The organism is Janthinobacterium sp. ROICE36, assembly GCF_002869965.1.
GTDB lineage: Bacteria > Pseudomonadota > Gammaproteobacteria > Burkholderiales > Burkholderiaceae_D > Janthinobacterium.
Map to the genome: position 1 here is coordinate 99,853 of NZ_PEBS01000005.1, position 18,459 is coordinate 118,311.

An 18,459-nucleotide genomic window follows, 5' to 3' on the forward strand; every position below is an offset into this window, starting at 1 on the left:
ATACAGGCAAGCGCTGACCATTGACAGCCTGGCAAACGGGCCGCGCCACTTCAGACGGAGCGTGCCGCAGCCCTGCCACGCCTGCGCGCCACTATCAGCAGCAATCCTGCCATGAGCATTCCATATGTTCCCGGCTCCGGCACGGCGCTGATGGCAAATACCTGGATGGCGCCGAAGGTTACATCGTTACCATGCCAGACTGAACCGTCGAGCAGACTGACGCCGCTCGATGGCTGGCCCAGATAATTATAGGTATAGAGGAAGGAACTGCCGCCATGCGTGAGGTCCTGCGGCACATACAGATCATGGCCGACGCCGAAGGTGGGGCCATAGTCATGGCTGTTAAACGTCTGGCCGCTGCCGATGCCATCACCGCTGAAATATTGCTTCAATTGCGGCAGCATGAAGCCCGCCGTCAGGTTGAACAGAAAGGCGGTACGCTGGCTGTCATCCATGGTCACATGCATGCCATCGGTGGAACTCCAGCTTTGCGGGTTGTAGCCGCCGACAAGCCAGGTTTGCCCCGAGGCATTGGTCGCTTCCATGATGGAAAAGGTCCGCCCCTTGCCATCGGATGCCTTGTGAAAATCCAGCGAGGTGTCGCCTGCCGCCTTGCTGTAGACATTCGTCAGCGCCACGCGGCCTTCACCAAGCCAGCTTTCCAGCTGCGCCTGATAGCCGGGAGAGAGTAACGAAGTGCCAGTTCCAGCCTGCGCACCCAGGCAAATACCCATGCCGGCCACGGCCAGCACCACGCTTCTTGCTGCTCTGAAATTATTGTGCATCCTCTACCTCGACTGTCAGTATTTAAAACCGATATATTTTCCGGTTGCCAAATATAACACGATAGATAATGTTTTTATATTTATTCTTTAGATACCAATATACAATGTTTCATAGCAGAAATTCAGTCAGGCAACACCGCCGTCACTTCGATCTCAACCTTCGCTCTGTCCTCGATCAATCCGGCCACCTGCACGGCCGTCATGGCCGGAAAATGCTTGCCGATGATTTCCCGGTAGGCTACGCCGATTTGTGGATATGCCGCCACATATTCCCTCTTGTCCAGCACATACCAGTTCATGCGCACGATGTGCTCGGGCAAGGCGCCCGCCTCGGCCAGCACGGCGACGATATTCTGCAGCGCCTGGCGCACCTGCCCCGCGAAGTCGTCAGTATGGAACTGGCCCTGGGCATCCCAGCCTATCATGCCGCTGACGTACACCGTGCGCCCGCTAGCGGCCACGCCGTTCGCATAGCCGCGCGGCCTGGCCCATCCCGGTGGTTGCAGCACTTGCATTACGTTCTCCTGATTATTCATAGGTGGCCCGCCTCGCGCAGCAGTTCGCGCGCGATGACCAACTGCTGTACCTCGCTGGCGCCCTCGTAGATGCGCAAGGCGCGAATTTCCCGGTACAGGCGCTCGACCGGATGGTCGCTCACCACGCCCATGCCACCGAACAGCTGCACCGCCGCGTCGATCACCTGCTGCGCCGTTTCCGTGGCCGTCAGCTTGGCCATGGCCGCTTCCTTCGTCACCTTGCGGCCCTGGTCGCGCTGCCAGGCGGCGCGGTAGGTGAGCAGCGCGGCCGCGTCGATGCCGGTGGCCATCTGCGCTAATTTTGCCTGCGTCAGCTGGAAGTCTGCCAGGGTCTGGCCGAACATGTGGCGCTTTGTCGCGTGGCGCAGCGCTTCATCAAACGCGCGCCGCGCAAAGCCCAGGGCGGCGGCGGCCACCGAGGTGCGGAACACGTCAAGTGTCGCCATCGCCACCTTGAAACCCTGCCCCGCCTCGCCCAGGCGCTGCGACACAGGCACGCGGCAGTTGACGAACCGCAGGCGCGCCAACGGATGCGGCGCGATGACGGCAATGCGCTCGGCGATTTCCAGGCCGGGATTATCGGCATCGACGATGAAGGCGCTGATGCCGCGCGCACCGGGCGCCTCGCCCGTGCGGGCGAACACCACGTAAAAGTCGGCGATGCCGCCGTTCGAGATCCACGTCTTTTCGCCATCGAGCACATACTCTTCGCCGTCGCGGCGCGCCGCGCACGCCATGGCCGCCACGTCGGAGCCGGCCTGCGGCTCGGACAGGGCAAAGGCGGCGATGCGCTTGCCGCTGGCCACGTCCGGCAGATAGCGCGCCTTGTTCTGCGCGCTGCCGAACAGGCCGATGGCGCCCGAACCCAGGCCCTGCATGGCAAAGGCGAAATCGGCCAGGCCGTTGTGGCGCGCCAGCGTTTCGCGCATCAGGCAAATGGCGCGCGTGTCGATCTTGCCGTCGATGCCCGTGGCATGCGCGAGCCAGCCGCCCTGCCCCAGTTGGGCCACCAGCGCGCGGCAAGCCGCATCGACATCGGCGCCATGCACGTCGTCCAGGTGCTGCGTCGCCCAGGCATCGAGGTCACGTTCAAGTTCGGCGTGGCGCGCTTCGAAAAACGGCCAGTCCAGGTAAGTCGTATCGCGTGTGCTGCTCATCTCAATCGCCCTCGAAGTGCGGTTTTTCCTTCGCCACGAAGGCGTGATAGGCGCGGTGAAAATCGTTGGTGGCCATGCAAATGGCCTGTGCCTGCGCTTCCGCCTCGATGGCTTCATCGACGCCCATATTCCACTCCTGCTGCAGCATTTTCTTCGTCATGCCATGCGCAAACGTGGGGCCGCTGGCCAGGCCGGCGGAGAACAGCTGCGCCGCCTCCGCCAGTTCTTCCGGCTCGACCAGGCGGTTGAGCCAGCCCCAGCGTTCAGCCTCGGCTCCGGCCAAGGAGCGGCCCGTGTACAGCAGTTCGGCGGCGCGCCCCTGGCCGATCACGCGCGGCAGCAAGGCGCAAGCGCCCATGTCGCAGCCGGCCAGGCCCACGCGCGTAAATAGAAAAGCCGTCTTGCTGCGCGCCGTGCCGATGCGGATATCGGAGGCCAGCGCCAGCATCGCGCCGGCGCCCGCGCAAATGCCGTCGATGGCGGCGATGATCGGTTGCGGGCAGGCGCGCATGGCTTTCACCACGTCACCGGTCATGCGGGTAAACGCCAGCAAGCCGGGCATGTCGAGCAGCGTCAACGGACCGATGATGTCGTGCACGTCGCCGCCCGAACAGAAATTGTCGCCGCTGCCAGTGATGACGACCGCCTTGACATCATCGGCGTAGGCGAGTGCGCGAAACAGTTCGCGCAACTCCGCATAGGAATCGAAGGTCAGCGGATTCTTGCGCTCGGGGCGGTGCAAGGTCAAGGTGGCAACGCCGCCTTCAACGGAAAACAGAAAATGCCGCGCAGCGTAGCCAGCCAGGCTGGCGCGGTTGCCTGGCAGGTCTTGCGGCTGGCCCGATAAATGGCGCATGCTCAGTCCTTCAGAGAAGTGTTGTTCAGCTGCTGTTTCATGTGCGACAGCAGGTCGATCAATTGGGTTTTATCATCCGGCGTCACGCCCTGCAGCAGTTCGGCGATCCAGCCTTCGTGCACCCTGGCCATTTCGTCGAAGGCGCGCCGGCCGGCCGGCGTCAGCTTGACGCTGTAGGAGCGGCGGTCCTTCGGATCGACCACGCGCAGCACCAGTTTTTCCTGCTCCAGTTGATCGGTGATGCCCGTGATATTGCCGCCCGTGACCATCATGCGCTTGGACAGTTCACCCATGCGCAAGCCATCGGGAAAGCGCTCGAGCTGCGCCATCAAATCGAAGCGGGGCAAGGTGATGCCGAAGCTGGCGCGCAAGCGCGTGCGCACCTCGTTTTCGATTTTCACCGTGCACGAGAGCATGCGCAGCCACAGCTTGAGCGACTGGTGGTGGTCCTGCGTCAGGCGGCTGGCCAGATCCAGCACCGGTTCGGCCTGCGGGAGGTCGCGTTCATTGTCCATTTTATCCATTGTCTACATGACTTCACCGCCGGCGACGGCGATCGATTGTCCATTCATGGCGGCCGACGCGGGCAGGCATAGCCAGGCCACCGCATCGGCCACTTCGCGCACCTGCACCAGTCGCTGTTGCGGATTGGCGGCGGCCAGTTCCGCGCGCGCCGCGTCTTCGCCGCGCCCCGTCTTGCGCACGATATTCTGCACGGCCTGCGCCACCATCTGCGTTTCCGTGTAACCAGGGCAGACGGCGTTGACGGTGACGCCGCGCGGCGCCACTTCCAGCGCCAGCGCGCGCGTCAGGCCGATCACGCCGTGCTTGGCGGCGACGTAGGCGCTGACATAGCGATAGCCTTTCAAGCCCGCCGTCGACGCCACGTTGACGATGCGCCCCCAGCCCGTTTCCAGCATGCCAGGCATGGCCGCCTGGCAGCAGTGGAACACGCCCGTCAGGTTCACGGCCAGCATCTGCTGCCAGATCGCGGCGTCCGTCTTGCCGAACGGCGCCGCATGCGCCTGGCCTGCGTTATTGATCAATATATCGATGCGGCCGAAATGCGCGGCGGCCTGCGCGAAACCCGCTTGCACGGATGTTTCCACGCTCACGTCGAGCACGCAGATGGCTACCCTGCCCGCGTGACCGTCCTCTTCCAGCTGCATGCGCGCGCGCGCCAGCCGCACGCCGTCGCGCCCGGCCAGGGTGACCCGGGCGCCCGCGTCCAGCAAGGCGCGCGCGCAGGCCAAGCCAATGCCGCTGCCGGCGCCGGTCACCAGCGCGTGCTTGTCGGCCAATGCGCCGACCAGTTGTTCCTTGTTCATGTCATCCTTCCAGCAGCCGCGCGGCCACCTGTTGCGGGGTGAGGCCCGTACTGGCGGCAGCCAGCTGACGCTCGCGCTGCAGATTGCGTTCCAGCTGCTGCTGGCCCGGCCGGTACTGTTTCGGCCAAGCAGAGCCCGCGCCGCTGTAGCCGATGCGCGCCATTTCCGTCAGGGTCCAGGCCGGGTTGGCCAGGTGCGGGCGGCCCACGGCGCACAGGTCGGCGCGGCCGGCGGCGATGATGCTGTTGGCGTGGTCGGCTTCGAAGATGGAGCCGACGGCCATGCTGGCGATGCCCGCCTCGTTGCGCACGCGGTCGGCGAACGGCGCCTGGAACATGCGCCCGTATACGGGCTGTTCGAGCTTGCTGACCTGGCCCGAGGAACAGTCGATCAGGTCGGCGCCGGCCTGCTTGAACAGGCGCGCGATGTCGACCGCATCGTCGGGCGTGATACCGCCTTCGACCCAATCGTGGGCCGAGATGCGCACGCTCATGGGTTTATCTTGCGGCCAGGCGGCGCGCATGGCGCGCAACACGCGCAAGGGATAACGGCAGCGGTTTTCCAGGCTGCCGCCATACTCGTCCGTGCGGCGGTTGGTCAGCGGCGATATAAAACTCGACAGCAAATAACCATGCGCGCAATGCAGTTCCAGCCAGTCGAAACCGGCGACGGCGGCGGCCAAGGTGGCGCGCACGAAATCCTGCTCGATGCGCGCCAGGTCGCTTTCCGTGGCCGCGCGGGCCACCTGCGACACGCCGGCCAGATACTGCTGTTCCGAAGCCGAGATCAGCGGCCAGTTATCTTCCTTCAAGGGCAGGTCGATGCCATCCCACATGGGGCGCGTCGAGCCTTTCGCGCCCGCGTGCCCCAGTTGCAGGGCGATCTTCGCGTCGCTGTTGGCATGCACGAAATCGACGATGCGGCGCCACGCCTGCGTGTGCGCTTCGCTATACATGCCGGGGCAGGCGGGCGTGATGCGCGCGTCGGCCGACACGCACGTCATCTCGGCAAACACGAGCCCCGCGCCGCCCATGGCGCGCGCGCCCAAGTGCATCAGATGATAGTCGCCCGCCACGCCATCGACGGCACTGTACTGCGCCATCGGCGAGACGGCGATGCGGTTTTTCAGCAGCACGCCGCGCAGCCTGAAGGGCGTGAGCATGGGCGGCATGGCCACCTCCGGCAAAGGTTCTTGCGGAAACACAACACCAGTCTGTTCGGCCGCGCGCCGCGCCAGCCACCGTTCGTAATCGGCCACATATTGAGGATCGCGCAGGCGCAGGTTTTCATGCGAAATGCGCTGGCTGCGCGTCAGCATGGAATAGGCGAACTGCGGCGCTTCCATGGCGCTGTAGCGTTCGACGTTCTCAAACCATTCCATGGAATTGCGCGCCGCGCTCTGGATTTTCAGCACCTCGATGGCCCGCAGCTGCTGGTAGGCGGCCAGCGCCGCCTCCGTATCGGCATGCAGACCAAAGCAGCGCGCCAGCTCGATGGCGTCTTCCAGCGCCAGCTTGGTGCCCGAGCCGATCGAGTAATGCGCCGTGTGGGCCGCGTCGCCCATCAGCACGACGGGTACGCCATCCTGGTGATGCACCCATTGCCGGCAAACGATGCGCGGGAAGGTGATCCACTGCGCCGAGCCGCGCAAGTGCGGCGAATTGCTCAATAAACCATGGCCATCGAGTTCCTCGGCAAACAGCGCTTCGCAAAAGGCGATGCCCTCTTCCTGGCTCATGGCATCGAGTCCAGCCGCGCGCCACACGTGTTCCGGCGTTTCGACGATGAAGGTCGAGGTATCGCCGTCATATTGGTAGATATGCGCCTGGAACCAGCCATATGGCGTCTGGCGGAAGGCAAACGTGAAGGCTTCGAATTTCTTGCGCGTGCCCAGCCAGATGAAGCGGCAATGACGCTGCTCGATTTCGGGCTGGTAGCTGGCCGCATAACGCGTGCGGATACGGCTGTTCAAGCCGTCGCTGGCGATCACCAGGTCGGCGCCGTACTGGCGCGCGATGGCCTGGTCGTCCTGCACTTCCGTCTCGAACACCAGTTGCACGCCAAGCTCCTCGCAGCGCGCTTGCAGGATGTTGAGCAGGCGCTTGCGGCCGATGCCGCAAAAACCATGACCGCCAGAGCGCACGGTCTCGCCCTTGAAGTGGATCTCGATAGCGTCCCAGTGGTTGAACGCCTGCAGAATGGCGCGCGCCGTCGGCTCGTCCGCGCTGGCCAGGTTGCCCAGGGTCTGGTCGGAAAACACCACGCCCCAGCCAAACGTGTCGTACGGGCGGTTGCGCTCGATGACGGTGATGCGGTGCGCGGGGTTCTGCTTTTTCATGAGCAGGCTGAAATACAGGCCGGCGGGGCCGCCGCCGATGCAGACGATATTCATGGGGTGTCCGTGCGAAGTTTGAAGCGCTGCAGCTTGCCCGTTTCCGTGCGCGGCAAAGAAGGCAGGAAACGGATGGCGCGCGGGTATTTATACGGGGCGATCTGCTGGCGCACGAAGTCCTGCAGTTCGGCTGCCAGCGCGTCGCTGGCCTGGCAGCCATCCTTGAGTACCACGTGCGCCTCGACGATCTGGCCACGCTCGGCATCGGCGCGCCCGACCACGCCGCATTCGGCCACGGCCGGATGGCGCAGCAGCGCTTCCTCCACTTCCGGGCCGGCGATGTTGTAGCCGGCCGAGACGATCATGTCGTCGCTGCGCGAGCGGTAATAGAAGTAACCATCAGCATCCATCTCGAAGGTATCTCCCGTCAGGTTCCAGCCGTTCTGCACATACTCGCGCTGGCGCGGGTCGGACAGGTAACGGCAGCCCGTAGGCCCTTTCACCGCCAGGCGGCCCGTCACGCCGGGCGGCTGCGGTACGCCTGCATCGTCGACGATGCAGGCCTGGTAGCCGGGAATGGCCTTGCCGATGGCGCCGCGGCGTATGCCCTCGCCCGTGGCGGAAATGAAAATGTGCAGCATCTCGGTGGCGCCGATGCCGTCCGTCATGGCCAGTCCCGTCGCCGCCTGCCAGGCGTCGCGCGTGGCCAGCGGCAGCGCCTCGCCGGCCGAGACGGACAGGCGCAGGCTGCGCAGGTCGTGCTGCGCGGCCAGCGGCGCCATCTGGCGGTAAAAGGTGGGCGCCGTGAAGCAGATCGTGGCGTGATAGGCAGCGATGGCGCGCAGCAGACCCTCGGGCGTGAGTTTTTCCAGCAGCACGGCGCAAGCGCCAAAGCGCAGGGGGAACAGCAGCAAGCCGCCCAGGCCGAAGGTGAAGGCCAGCGGCGGCGTGCCGATGAAGATATCGTCGGCGCGCACCTGCAGCAGCGAGCGGGGAAAGCAGTCGCAGATGGCCAGCAGGTCGCGCTGCATGTGCATGGTGCCCTTGGGCACGCCCGTGGTGCCCGAGGTAAAGCTGATCAGGCAGACGTCGTCGGCCGCCGTGTCGCATGCGGCAAAAGGGGCATCGTGGGCGGCCATGCGCTGTTCCAGTTCGGCGCCATCGGCGCCAAAGCACTGCATCGGCGGGCATTTCGACACGCCATCGAGTTCCGCGCGCAAACCCTGCGCGCACAGCACGGCGTTCACTTGCGCCCTGGCCAGGATAGTAGACAGTTCACGCACGCGCAGCAGCGGCATGGTGGGCACGGCGATGCAGCCGGCCTTCAGCACGGCCAACAGGCAGGCAGCCATCATGGGGGTATTCGCGCCGCGCAGCAGCACGCGGTTGCCGGGGATCAGGCGCAGGTCCGTCCGCAGCACGTGGGCGATGCGGTCAACCTGCCGCGCCAGCTGCGCGTAAGTCCAGCGCTGGCCGTCGGCAAGGATGGCGGTGCGCTCGCCGCCACCGTTGGCCACGGCCGCATCGAGCAGCACGGCGACGCAATTGAGACGCGGCGGATACTGCAGCCCGGGCAAGTCCAGGCATAGCTGCGGCCAGAGTGCGCGCGGCGGCAAATGCGCGCGCGCAAAGTCGTCCTGGGGAGATGCGGTGCTAGGCGAAAGGTCGCTGCTCATGCTCATCCTGGCTGGTAGCGGGCGCGTGCACAAGGCCCGGAAGCAGATACTTTAAACCTAAAGTATTTTCCAGGCAAGCGGAAAACAGCAGATTCAGTCGATGCCGTCCTGCTGTCGCAGCCGGCGCGCCTGCTGCGACACGCTGCGCGCCAGCGCGGCCAGCGCCGCCTGTATCTGGCCGCCATCGAGCACCGCCGACTGCAGTAGTGCGCTCATGCCAGCCTCCGCGCCATGCAAACCCAGGGTGCGGCAACCGAGGTGCAGGCGTTCTAGCTGCTGGCGCGCCTGGGCCGGTTCGCCGCGCGCCAGCAAGGCGTCGACCTGTTCGCTGGCGGCGCCGACCTGCCCCTGGAAACCCGTCAGATAGGCCAGCAGGCGTTCGCTGTCGATGCCCAACCGCTGCAAGGTGTCGCGCGGCGCCTCGGCCGGCAAGGCCGACACGTCGAAGCAGGCGTCGATATGCTGGCGCACCTGCTCCGGCTGGAAGGGTTTGACGATATAGCCCGCAGCACCGGCCTGCACGGCGTCACGCACCGTGTCCTGGTCATTCGCCGACGACACCAGCACCAGTGGCATGGCATCGAGCGCGCTGTCGGAGCGGATTTTCTGCAGCAGTTCCATGCCGGACAGGCGCGGCATGCGCAAATCGCAGAAGCACAGCGACGGGCGCAAGCCCCCTTCGAGCTGCTCCCACGCCGCCGCGCCATCTTCGGCTTCTACGATATCGTGCACGCCGCAGCTGTCGATCAGATGCATCAATACCATGCGCGACACGACATCATCGTCAACCACCAGTACTTTCATTGCTTTCTCCATTGCCGGCAGCGTGAGGGGCCTGGCCGTATTCTACCCAGTTTCGCCGCGCGCTCCATGGCCGGCATTGCCTATTTTACATCTCCTGGCCCGTCACGGCGATTTGCGCCAACAGTGCGCGCAATTGTGGCAAATGCAAGGCCACCTGCATCCAGCGTCCGCCATCCGCCGCCTCTTCCAGTTCCGTGCACAGCATGTGCAGCTGCATTTCATCGAGATAGGCGGCGCTGCCCTTCAAGCCGTGCAGCAGGCGCCCGGCATTGTCCTTGTCCTGTGCCGCCAGCGCGGCGTCGAGTTCCCGCAAGCGTCCCTCCAGATCGGCGACGAAGGCGACACGGATACGCCGTTGCAGTTCGCCGCTGCGGCCGGAGGGGGACGGCGCCGCGACGGGGACTGCCGGCGCGATGCCGAACAAGGCATCGAGTTCGGCCTGCCCTCGCAAAACGCCGCGCGGCACGTGAGGCGGCATGCGCGGCAACATGAAACCGCGCTGCAGCTGGCGCTCGATGGCGCGCGCCAGCAAGCCATGCAGCGCCGCATCATCCACCGGTTTGCTGAGAAAATCATCCATGCCGACGCCCAGGTAGCGGCTGCGGTCTTCTTCGCTGGCATTCGCCGTCACGGCCACGATCATCAGTTCCTGGTCGCGCACGGGCTGGTCCGGCCAGCCGCCCACGCGGATCAATCGCGTCGCCGTGGCGCCGTCCATCTCTGGCATGCGCCCGTCCATCAGGATCAGGTCATAGCGGGTATGCACGCAGGCCGCCACCGCCAGCGCGCCGTTGGCGACCACGTCGACTCTGTGCCCCAATTCTTCGAGCATGACGCGGATGATGATCTGGTTGGTGGGGAAGTCTTCGGCGCACAGCACGCGCAACTGGTGGCTGTGCGGCGCCAGCGCCACCTGCGGCACCTGCGGCGGTGCCACGCCATCGGCCAGCGGCAAGGTGAAGGCAAAGGTGCTGCCCTGCCCCGGCGTACTCGCCACCTCGATCTCGCCCTCCATCAGTTCGACCAGTTGGCGGCAGATCGCCAGGCCCAGCCCCGTGCCGCCGTAGCGCCGCGTGGTGCTGGCGTCGGCCTGTTCGAACTTCTGGAACAGGCGCGCCATCGCGTCGGCATCGATGCCGATGCCGCTGTCGCTGACGGTGAAGCGGATCAGGTTGACACGGCGCCCGCCGCTGCCGCTGGTCACGCCAGCTCGCTCGACGCACACGCTGACGCCGCCGCGCTGCGTGAACTTGAAGGCATTGCCGACCAGGTTGACCAGTACCTGGCGCAAACGGGTCGGGTCGCCCACCACGAAGGGCGGCAGGTCGGGCGCGAAATCGATGGCGAAACCGATGCTGCGCGCGGCCGCCTGCTCCTCGAACAGGCTGACGACCGTCTCGATTGCCCCGCCAAGCGCGAAATCGATATTTTCTATACTCAGCTTGCCCGCCTCGATCTTGGAAAAGTCGAGCAAGTCATTGATGATCACCAGCAGCGACTGGGCATTGGCCTGGCCCCGCAAAATCTGCTCGCGCGTGGCGTCGTGCAACTGCTCGTCGCGCAGTGCAAAGCCCAGCATGCCGATCACGCCGGCCAGCGGCGTGCGCATCTCGTGGCTCATGTTGGCCAAAAATTCCGACTTCTGGCGCGTCGCGTCCTCGGCCTTGCGCTTGGCATGGCGCAGGCTTTCCTCGTTTTTCGTCAGGCTACTGTTCACTTGCGCCAGCTTTTCCGACTGGGCTAGTACTTCGATTTCCTTGCTCTGCAACTCGGCCGTGCGTTCGCTGACCTGCTTTTCCAGCTCGTTCTGCTGGCGCCGCAGCGCGCGCACGCGCTGGCGGTAAGCGCCATACACGGCGCCCAGCAGCAGCGCCGCCATCAGGCTGCGGAACCACCAGGTTTTCCAGAACGGCGGCAGGATCGTGATGGCCAAGGTGGCGCCGCTCTCGTTCCACACGCCATCCTTGTTGGCCGCCTTGACGCGAAACACATAATTGCCCGCGTCGAGGTTGGTGTAGGTGGCAAAGCGCCGCCCCGCATCCGTCATGACCCAGTCCTGGTCGAAGCCTTCGAGCCGGTAGGCGAACATATTGCGCTGGGGTGCCGCGAAATGCAGGGCCGCAAATTCCAGCGAAAAGACGCTTTCGCGGCTGGTCAGCACTAGCTGGCGCGTATGCTCGATCGCCGTCCTGAGCACGTGCGCGAACTCGCCGCGGCCGATGGCCACCGGCTTGTTAAAAATCTGCAGCTCCGTGATGGCCACCAGCGGCGGCACGCGGTTGTCGTGGATATCCTGCGGCACGAACGCCGTCATGCCGTTAAAACCGCCGAAATACATGGTCCCATCTGCCGCGCGCAGGGCCGCGCCATCGAAGTACGAGCCTTCCACGGTGCCATCGGCGCTGTCGTAGTTGCGGAACAGGCCACTGCGCATGTCGAGCCGCGTGATGCCGCTATTCGTGCTCAGCCACAGCTGCTCGTTATCGTCGCCCAGGATGCTGGCGACGGCATCGTCGGCCATGCCATCCTTGCGCACGAAGCGCCGGAAGCGGATCTCGCCCTTCGCATCGACGTCCATGCGGTTCAAGCCATTGGCCGTGCCCACCCACAGCCCGCCGCGCTTGTCCTCGTGCAGGAAATGCACCTCGTCGTGGCTGAGGCTATGCGGGTTTTGCGGATCATGGCGGAAATGCCGGAACTGGCCGCTGGCGCGGTCCAGCAAGTCCAGGCCATGGAAAGAGCCTATCCACAGCCGCCTCTTGCCATCTTCCAGCACGGGCCGCACCATGTTGTCGGACAGGCTGTTCGGGTTGGCCGGATCGTGACGGTAGGTGGTAAAGGCCCGGCTGACGGGGTCGAAACGGTGCACGCCGCCCCGCGTCGACACCCACAGCATGCCGCTGCGGTCGCTCACGACATTGCGGATGGTGTCGCTGTTCGGATCGCCGGCGGCAAAGCGCATGGTAAAAAAACGCCCGCGTGCCGGATCGAAGCGGTGCAAGCCCGTCGAGCCGCCCACCCACAGGGTGCCGTCCGGCGCCTTGTACAGGGTGGTGACCTGCTCGTCGCGCGACATGCCGGGCGAACTGCGCAGGTCGAACAAGCGCGAGCTGCCGTCGCGCGTATCGTACAATTTCAAGCCTCCCTTGGTGGCCAGCCACAGCTTGCCATTGCCCGCGTCGGCCACGGCGCGCACTTTCTTGTCCGCCAGCGCGCCCACATCGCCGGGCGCCCGCGCCATGCGCGAAAAGCCGCCGCTGCCCAGGTCGACCCGGCTCACGCCGTTGTACCAGGAGCCGACCCAGAAGGTGCCCGCGCGGTCGCGGTATAGCGACGACAGCTGGTTGTCGGCGACGCTGTATTTATCGCCCGTCTGGTGGCGATACTGCAGGAAGGTGTCGCTCTCGGGCAGCCAGCGGAACAGGCCATCGGCATTGCTGCCCAGCCAGACGGTGGCGTCGATATCCTGGTACAGGCTTGCCACGCGGATGGCAGAAAAGCCCTGTTTTTCATTCAGGCGCAGGCGCGACTGCGGTGCCTGCCTGGCGCCGCCCAGGCGCCAGCGCTCGGCGCCGGCCATGGTGCCTATCCACAGATTCTGCTGGCGGTCCACCAGCAGCGACTGGATCACGTTGTACTTCGAACCGGGCTCCGTGTCGACGGCGAAATGCTCGAAGCGGTCACTGCCCGGCGCCAGCATGTCCAGGCCCGTGACGGTGCCTATCCACAGGCGCTGTTGCGCGTCCAGCACCAGCGCCTTGATTTCATTGTCGCCCAGACTGTGCGGATTGCCTTCTTCATGGTGCCAGGTACGGAAGGCGCCTGTGGCGGGGTCGAAATGCTGCAAGCCGTCCGAGGTGGCGATCCAGAAGCCGCGCGCGCCATCGTCAAGAATGGCGTGGATATGCCGGTTGCCGTTGCCGCGCTTGCTCTTTTCGGCCGGGACGTAGTGAACGAAGGTCTGGCTGGCGGCATCGAAGCGGTCCAGGCCGTTGTCGGTGCCCACCCACAGCTGACCCTGGCGATCGACATGCAGTTCGCCGACCCAGTTGTCGGCCAGGCTGGTCTTGTCGCCCTCGATATTCTTGTAGATGACCATGCGGTAGCCATCGTAACGGCTCAGGCCAGACTGGCTGCCAAACCACATATAGCCCTGCCGGTCCTGGGCGATGGCCAGCACCGACTCCTGCGCCAGACCCTGTTCAACGCTGAGCTGGTCGAAACGCAGGGTGGGCGCGGGCGCCGCCGCAGCCGGGACGCCAGGCAGCAGCAAAGACAACAGCAATACCACTTCGCAAGCACGTCGAAATACCAGCACAATCGTCCTGTCAAAAAAAACGCGAAAACTCCGGCTACTGTTCCGGGGGCCGTCTCAAGAACCAAAAAACGCCAGTACATCGTCCTTGCGGGCCTGCGTATCGCGCTGTCCAAGACGGATCAGCTCATTAGTATACGTCGATTCGAACAATAAATACGATGCCAATGCCGCGCCGCGCGCTTCTGCCGCGCCGATGCCCGACAACATGGTGCGGATGGGACGGGGCAAACTGCCGATATGCCGGCTGGCGATGGCGTCGAGCCGCTCGGACGGCGCGATGACCAGCAACTCCACCGGTTTCAATGCCGTCTTGCCCAGCAATTCAGGCGGCAGCATCGACAAGGTGAGGTTGATGCGGTTCAGGCGCTCGATGTCGACGGCCAGGCCATCGAGGAAAATCGACGACAGCGCGTGGCCGGCGATCTGCGCCAGGCTGGGGTAGCGCGCCGAATCGGCCGCAGAGGGCGCCGGTTCCGTCATGCGCCCCGCGCCCACCACCAGCACCTTGTTCGCACCCAGGTGAATGGCCGGGGAAATCGGTGCCAGCTGGCGCATCGATCCGTCGCCGCAGTACTCGCGCTGGCCACCTATGTACAGGGGCACGGCGGGAAAAATAAAAGGGATGGCGGCCGAGGCGAGCAAATGCTCCACGTCGATCTGGTCTTGCAAGGCCAGGCGCTGCGTGCGTACCCACGGCGCGATCTCGGCGGCCGTCTGGTAAAACGTCATGTGGCGGCTGCCCGAATACGACGATGCCGTCACGGCCAGCGCATGCAGCAGCCCATCGGCCAGCGCCGCGTCCAGGCGCGGCAGGTCGAGCATGCGGTGCAGCAGGCTGACCAAAGGAGTATTGTCGAGCAGGGAATTGGGCGGCGAGGCATGCCACTGGCGCAGCAGCCAGCCGAACGACAGCAGCGACAGCCAGCGCGCACCCGAGCGTATCACGCCCAGCGAATCGGCGCGGTAGACTTGCTCGACCTGGATATGCTGCCACACGTCGAGCAGCTTTTGCACGCCTTCGCCGAAGTTGTCGGCCCGGCAGGCCAGCGCCGTGGCGTTGATGGCGCCGGCCGAGGTGCCGCAAATGATGTCGAACGGGTTGCGCGCAGGCGCCCAGCCCGCTTCCCACAATATCGCCGAAATCGCCTGCAGCACGCCCACCTGGTAGGCGGCACGGGCGCCTCCTCCCGTGAGTATCAAGCCTGTTTTATTTTGCATTCCCATGCCGGCAGATTAGCAGGGTCTTGATACTTTGTGGAAAAGATTCAATCCCCTCTGACCATGCCTTCCCTGCGCGGATCGGCACCGCCAAACCAGAAATCCTTGCCGTGCGCGTTCAGGCGCATGATGCCCTGCAAGCCGGAATTCTGTTCGATCACGCGCACCTCGTGGCCCATCGCTTGCAGCGCCTCGACCTGGGCTGCCGGCGCGCGGCCCTTTTCCAGCTCCGTCGGGCCGTTGCGGCTGCCGAAGTTCGGCAGGTTGATGGCCTGCTGCACGTTCAGGCCCCAGTCCATGGTGCCGACCAGCACCTTGGCCACATAATTGATGATGGACGAGCCGCCCGGCGATCCCGTCGCCAGCACCAGCTTGTGCGTGCCCTTTTCAAATACCAGCGTGGGCGACATGGCGCTGCGCGGACGCTTGCCAGCCTGTACGCGGTTGGCGATGGGGCCGTCCGCATCGCGCGAATCGAACGAAAAATCCGTCAGCTGGTTATTCAGCAAGAAGCCGTCGACCATCTGGCGCGAACCGAAGGCGTCTTCCACACTGGTGGTCATCGACAGGCCGCCGCCGAAGGCATCCACCGCCACCAGGTGCGACGTCGATGGGCGCTGCAGCGCATTGTCCATGCCCCACGCCACCTGCATGCCGGGCGGCGTGCCGGGCAAGGCGCGGCCCATGGATTTCTCGCCGATCAGGGAGGCGCGCTGCGCCAAATAGGTTTTATCCAGCATCGCCGCGATGCCGTTACCGGGCAGCGGCACGAAGTCCGTGTCGGCCACGTAGCGGTTGCGGTCCGCGTAGGCCAGGCGCCCCACTTCCGAAAACAGGTGTATCGCCTGCGCATCGAGCACGCCGTCGACGGGCGGAAACGGGCGTATATCCTTCACTTCCAGCATGCCCAGCATCTGCGCGATGGCGATGCCACCCGAGGATGGCGGCGGCATGCCGCACACGGTCCAGGCCTTGTAGTCGCTGCAGACAGGCTCGCGCACCTTGGCCTGGTAGCCGGCGATGTCAAACGCCGTCAGCTTGCCCGGATTGGTCGGGTGCGAGGCCACCTTGGCGGCGATGTCGCGCGCGATGCGGCCCTGGTAAAAGGCGTCGGCGCCACCGCGGGCGATCTCGCGCAGGGTGCGCGCCAGTTGCGGGTTTTTCAGTACATGGCCGACGGGCCAGGCATTGCCTTTCTGGTCATAGAAATAGGCGGCGGCAACAGGGTCGCGCTTCAGCGCCTGGTCCCAGTTTAATAGGCCGTTGAGGCGCTGGCTGACGGGAAAACCGCCGTGCGCCAGCTTGATGGCGGGGCCGAACAGTGTCGCCCACGGCAGCTTGCCATGCTCCTTGTGCGCCAGTTCCAGCATGCGCAGCACGCCCGGCGCGCCCACGGAACGCCCGCCCACCACGCCCGTGGCGCGCGAGACGGGGCTACCGTCGGCATTCTGAAACAGGTGTTCGTCGGCGCTAGCGGGCGCCGTTTCGCGTCCGTCGAAGGCTTGCACGCCCTTGGCCGTAGAGTACAACAGGAAGGCGCCGCCGCCGATGCCCGACGATTGCGGTTCGACCAGGGTCAGCACCAACTGCGTGGCGATGGCCGCATCAATGGCGCTGCCGCCTTTTTTCAGCATCTGGTAGCCGGCATCGGCGGCCAGCGGATTGGCGGCGGCCACCATGAATTTCTGCGCTGCCCGACCCGATTTTTCCGCATACGCGGTGGCGATTTCCGGCGCCTTTTGCGGCACTTCGGCAAAGGAAGGATAGGCAGCCAGAGCTCCCAACAAGGTCAGGCTCAGCGCCAGCGGCTTCAATGTGATCATGGATTCTCCGATAAAAAAAGGGCGCACAGCCGAGCAAGGCTGTACGCCCCATACGGGGATATCCTACATCAAATCGCGCCGGGCTTATTTCGGCTGCATGCGGATGGCGCCGTCCAAACGTATCGTTTCGCCATTGAGCATGACGTTTTCCACGATGGCTTTCACCAGTTGTGCGTATTCGCCGGGCTTGCCCAGGCGCGATGGGAACGGCACCATCTTGCCCAGCGCGTCCTGCACTTCGGCCGGCATGCCCAGCAGCATGGGGGTTTCGAAAATGCCGGGCGCCACCGTCATCACGCGGATGCCGTTGCGCGACAGGTCGCGCGCCATCGGCAGGGTCAGCCCCACCACGGCCGCCTTCGACGACGCATACGCGGCCTGGCCGATCTGGCCATCATAGGCCGCCACGGACGCCGTGTTGATGATGATGCCGCGCTCGCCTTCAACGGTGGCATCCTGCTTGGCCATGGCATCGGCCGCCAGGCGGCACATATTGAAGGTGCCGACCAGGTTGATGTTGACGACTTTCTGGAACAGCGCCAGCGGGTGCGGGCCATCCTTGCCCACGGTTTTCACGGCCGGCGCCACGCCGGCGCAATTGACCAGGCCGCGCAATGTACCCAGCTTGAGGCCCGCTGCCACCACGGCCATGCCATCTTCTTCCGACGTCACGTCGCACTGCACGAACACGCCGTTCAGTTCAGCGGCCAGCGCCTGGCCCGCCTCCGTCTGCACATCGGCCAGCACGACCTTGCCGCCAGCGGCCGTCAGCATGCGCGCCGTGGCTGCGCCCAAACCCGATGCGCCGCCCGTGATGATGAATACATTGTCCTGAATCTGCATGAAATCTCCTGAGTGATAAGTGTCGTGTTCCCGGCGCCTGATGGTTGATGCACGATGCCATCATTACGCGCTATTACGTTTACGTAAACGTCATGTCGGCGACAATTGTAGCCATTTTTGCGGTCACCGAGCGAAAACTTGTAGCGGCAGCGAATGGCAGGGCTAAAAACACTGCATGAAAGCGCCGTTGCGATGGCAGATGCGGCCGTTGGCATCGAGCGTGGCATTGCCCGCGCCGTTGTAGCGCGCGCCGGCCGCATCGCGGCAACCGCCTGTGTCGCAGGCACCGATGGGCTGCGGCGCGCCAGGCATGGGCACGGCCCGGCTGGGCGGCAAGGAAGGCATGGACACGACGGGCGGCGTCGTGCGCTGCACGGGCATGCGGCCGATCACTTGCGCCACGGACCGGCGCGGCTGCACGGGCGGCGCCGGGCGGCATGGTTCCACCGCCAGCTTGCCGCTGTCATGCGGGTCGAGCTGGCAGACGGGCAAAGGCTCACTCAAGGACTCGGCGGGCGCCGCCGGCTCCTGCGACCAGGCATGGCCGCCAGCGAGCAGCATGGCGCAGGCCAGCGCCGGTATGGTTTTTATCATCGTCTTCATGCTACCTCCCCAAGCATCGATCATAGCGCTTTCATTATTGGCACACGCGGCGCCAGATGCCAGCGCACTTTGCAACGGTGTTTTATTTCCTTTCAGCACTTTCCTTCTTGCCAGTATGGCATTACAATAAGAACGATTCCCATTCTCATTCGCGGAATGGGCGAGCAGTTTATTTTCTTT

At 64.8% G+C, this 18,459-nt stretch carries 14 protein-coding genes; all 14 read right to left on the bottom strand.

The window, feature by feature from the left end; translation table 11 throughout:
* Positions 1-50 precede the first annotated feature (50 nt).
* The 14 genes from CSZ94_RS03770 to CSZ94_RS03835 all read right to left on the bottom strand — a co-directional run bounded on the left by CSZ94_RS03770 (position 51) and on the right by CSZ94_RS03835 (position 18,279).
* The gene (locus CSZ94_RS03770; protein ID WP_180977353.1) at positions 51-785 is read right to left on the bottom strand and encodes a PEP_CTERM-anchored TLD domain-containing protein; all 735 of its coding nucleotides are present in this window, start codon (positions 783-785) and stop codon (positions 51-53) included.
* A gap of 122 nt (positions 786-907) precedes the next feature.
* Positions 908-1,300, bottom strand: coding sequence for a RidA family protein (locus CSZ94_RS03775; RefSeq protein ID WP_102120277.1), 393 nt, complete (start codon positions 1,298-1,300; stop codon positions 908-910).
* A gap of 17 nt (positions 1,301-1,317) precedes the next feature.
* Entirely contained in the window at positions 1,318-2,478 is a 1,161-nt protein-coding gene (locus CSZ94_RS03780) for an acyl-CoA dehydrogenase family protein (protein ID WP_102120278.1), read from the bottom strand.
* Position 2,479: 1 nt separating this feature from the next.
* Entirely contained in the window at positions 2,480-3,334 is an 855-nt protein-coding gene (locus CSZ94_RS03785) for an enoyl-CoA hydratase family protein (protein ID WP_102120279.1), read from the bottom strand.
* Positions 3,335-3,336: 2 nt separating this feature from the next.
* Positions 3,337-3,849, bottom strand: a complete 513-nt coding sequence (locus CSZ94_RS03790; protein ID WP_102120280.1) for a MarR family winged helix-turn-helix transcriptional regulator — start codon at positions 3,847-3,849, stop codon at positions 3,337-3,339.
* A gap of 12 nt (positions 3,850-3,861) precedes the next feature.
* Positions 3,862-4,662, bottom strand: coding sequence for an SDR family NAD(P)-dependent oxidoreductase (locus tag CSZ94_RS03795; RefSeq protein ID WP_102120281.1), 801 nt, complete (start codon positions 4,660-4,662; stop codon positions 3,862-3,864).
* Between the two features lies 1 nt (position 4,663).
* On the bottom strand, positions 4,664-7,054 hold the full coding sequence (locus CSZ94_RS03800) for a bifunctional salicylyl-CoA 5-hydroxylase/oxidoreductase (RefSeq protein WP_102120282.1): 2,391 nt from the start codon (positions 7,052-7,054) through the stop codon (positions 4,664-4,666).
* On the bottom strand, positions 7,051-8,670 hold the full coding sequence (locus tag CSZ94_RS03805; protein WP_102120283.1) for an AMP-binding protein: 1,620 nt from the start codon (positions 8,668-8,670) through the stop codon (positions 7,051-7,053). The genes CSZ94_RS03800 and CSZ94_RS03805 overlap by 4 nt, the downstream gene beginning before the upstream one ends.
* Positions 8,671-8,763: 93 nt before the next feature.
* Positions 8,764-9,474 (bottom strand): response regulator, encoded by a 711-nt coding sequence (locus tag CSZ94_RS03810; RefSeq protein ID WP_102120284.1) that lies wholly within the window; start codon positions 9,472-9,474, stop codon positions 8,764-8,766.
* Positions 9,475-9,559: 85 nt separating this feature from the next.
* Entirely contained in the window at positions 9,560-13,792 is a 4,233-nt protein-coding gene (locus tag CSZ94_RS03815) for a hybrid sensor histidine kinase/response regulator (RefSeq protein ID WP_258000755.1), read from the bottom strand.
* A gap of 54 nt (positions 13,793-13,846) precedes the next feature.
* Positions 13,847-15,016, bottom strand: coding sequence for a patatin-like phospholipase family protein (locus CSZ94_RS03820; protein ID WP_102120286.1), 1,170 nt, complete (start codon positions 15,014-15,016; stop codon positions 13,847-13,849).
* 41 nt (positions 15,017-15,057) lie between these two features.
* Positions 15,058-16,833 (bottom strand): gamma-glutamyltransferase, encoded by a 1,776-nt coding sequence (gene ggt, locus CSZ94_RS03825; protein WP_102120287.1) that lies wholly within the window; start codon positions 16,831-16,833, stop codon positions 15,058-15,060.
* A gap of 84 nt (positions 16,834-16,917) precedes the next feature.
* On the bottom strand, positions 16,918-17,676 hold the full coding sequence (locus tag CSZ94_RS03830) for a 3-hydroxyacyl-CoA dehydrogenase (protein WP_102120288.1): 759 nt from the start codon (positions 17,674-17,676) through the stop codon (positions 16,918-16,920).
* Positions 17,677-17,838: 162 nt separating this feature from the next.
* Complete coding sequence (locus CSZ94_RS03835) at positions 17,839-18,279, bottom strand: hypothetical protein (protein WP_102120289.1); 441 nt, start codon at positions 18,277-18,279, stop codon at positions 17,839-17,841.
* Between the last annotated feature and the right edge of the window lie 180 nt (positions 18,280-18,459).

What these genes read in the sequence shown, in the direction of transcription:
- CSZ94_RS03775 (WP_102120277.1), bottom strand. Translation starts at nt 1,300, where the DNA reads ATGCAAGTGCTGCAACCACCGGGATGGGCCAGGCCGCGCGGCTATGCG.
- CSZ94_RS03795 (WP_102120281.1), bottom strand. Translation starts at nt 4,662, where the DNA reads ATGAACAAGGAACAACTGGTCGGCGCATTGGCCGACAAGCACGCGCTG.
- ggt (WP_102120287.1), bottom strand. Translation starts at nt 16,833, where the DNA reads ATGATCACATTGAAGCCGCTGGCGCTGAGCCTGACCTTGTTGGGAGCT.
- CSZ94_RS03770 (WP_180977353.1), bottom strand. Translation starts at nt 785, where the DNA reads ATGCACAATAATTTCAGAGCAGCAAGAAGCGTGGTGCTGGCCGTGGCC.
- CSZ94_RS03835 (WP_102120289.1), bottom strand. Translation starts at nt 18,279, where the DNA reads ATGAAGACGATGATAAAAACCATACCGGCGCTGGCCTGCGCCATGCTG.
- CSZ94_RS03820 (WP_102120286.1), bottom strand. Translation starts at nt 15,016, where the DNA reads ATGGGAATGCAAAATAAAACAGGCTTGATACTCACGGGAGGAGGCGCC.
- CSZ94_RS03800 (WP_102120282.1), bottom strand. Translation starts at nt 7,054, where the DNA reads ATGAATATCGTCTGCATCGGCGGCGGCCCCGCCGGCCTGTATTTCAGC.
- CSZ94_RS03810 (WP_102120284.1), bottom strand. Translation starts at nt 9,474, where the DNA reads ATGAAAGTACTGGTGGTTGACGATGATGTCGTGTCGCGCATGGTATTG.
- CSZ94_RS03780 (WP_102120278.1), bottom strand. Translation starts at nt 2,478, where the DNA reads ATGAGCAGCACACGCGATACGACTTACCTGGACTGGCCGTTTTTCGAA.
- CSZ94_RS03805 (WP_102120283.1), bottom strand. Translation starts at nt 8,670, where the DNA reads ATGAGCAGCGACCTTTCGCCTAGCACCGCATCTCCCCAGGACGACTTT.
- CSZ94_RS03830 (WP_102120288.1), bottom strand. Translation starts at nt 17,676, where the DNA reads ATGCAGATTCAGGACAATGTATTCATCATCACGGGCGGCGCATCGGGT.
- CSZ94_RS03790 (WP_102120280.1), bottom strand. Translation starts at nt 3,849, where the DNA reads ATGGACAATGAACGCGACCTCCCGCAGGCCGAACCGGTGCTGGATCTG.
- CSZ94_RS03785 (WP_102120279.1), bottom strand. Translation starts at nt 3,334, where the DNA reads ATGCGCCATTTATCGGGCCAGCCGCAAGACCTGCCAGGCAACCGCGCC.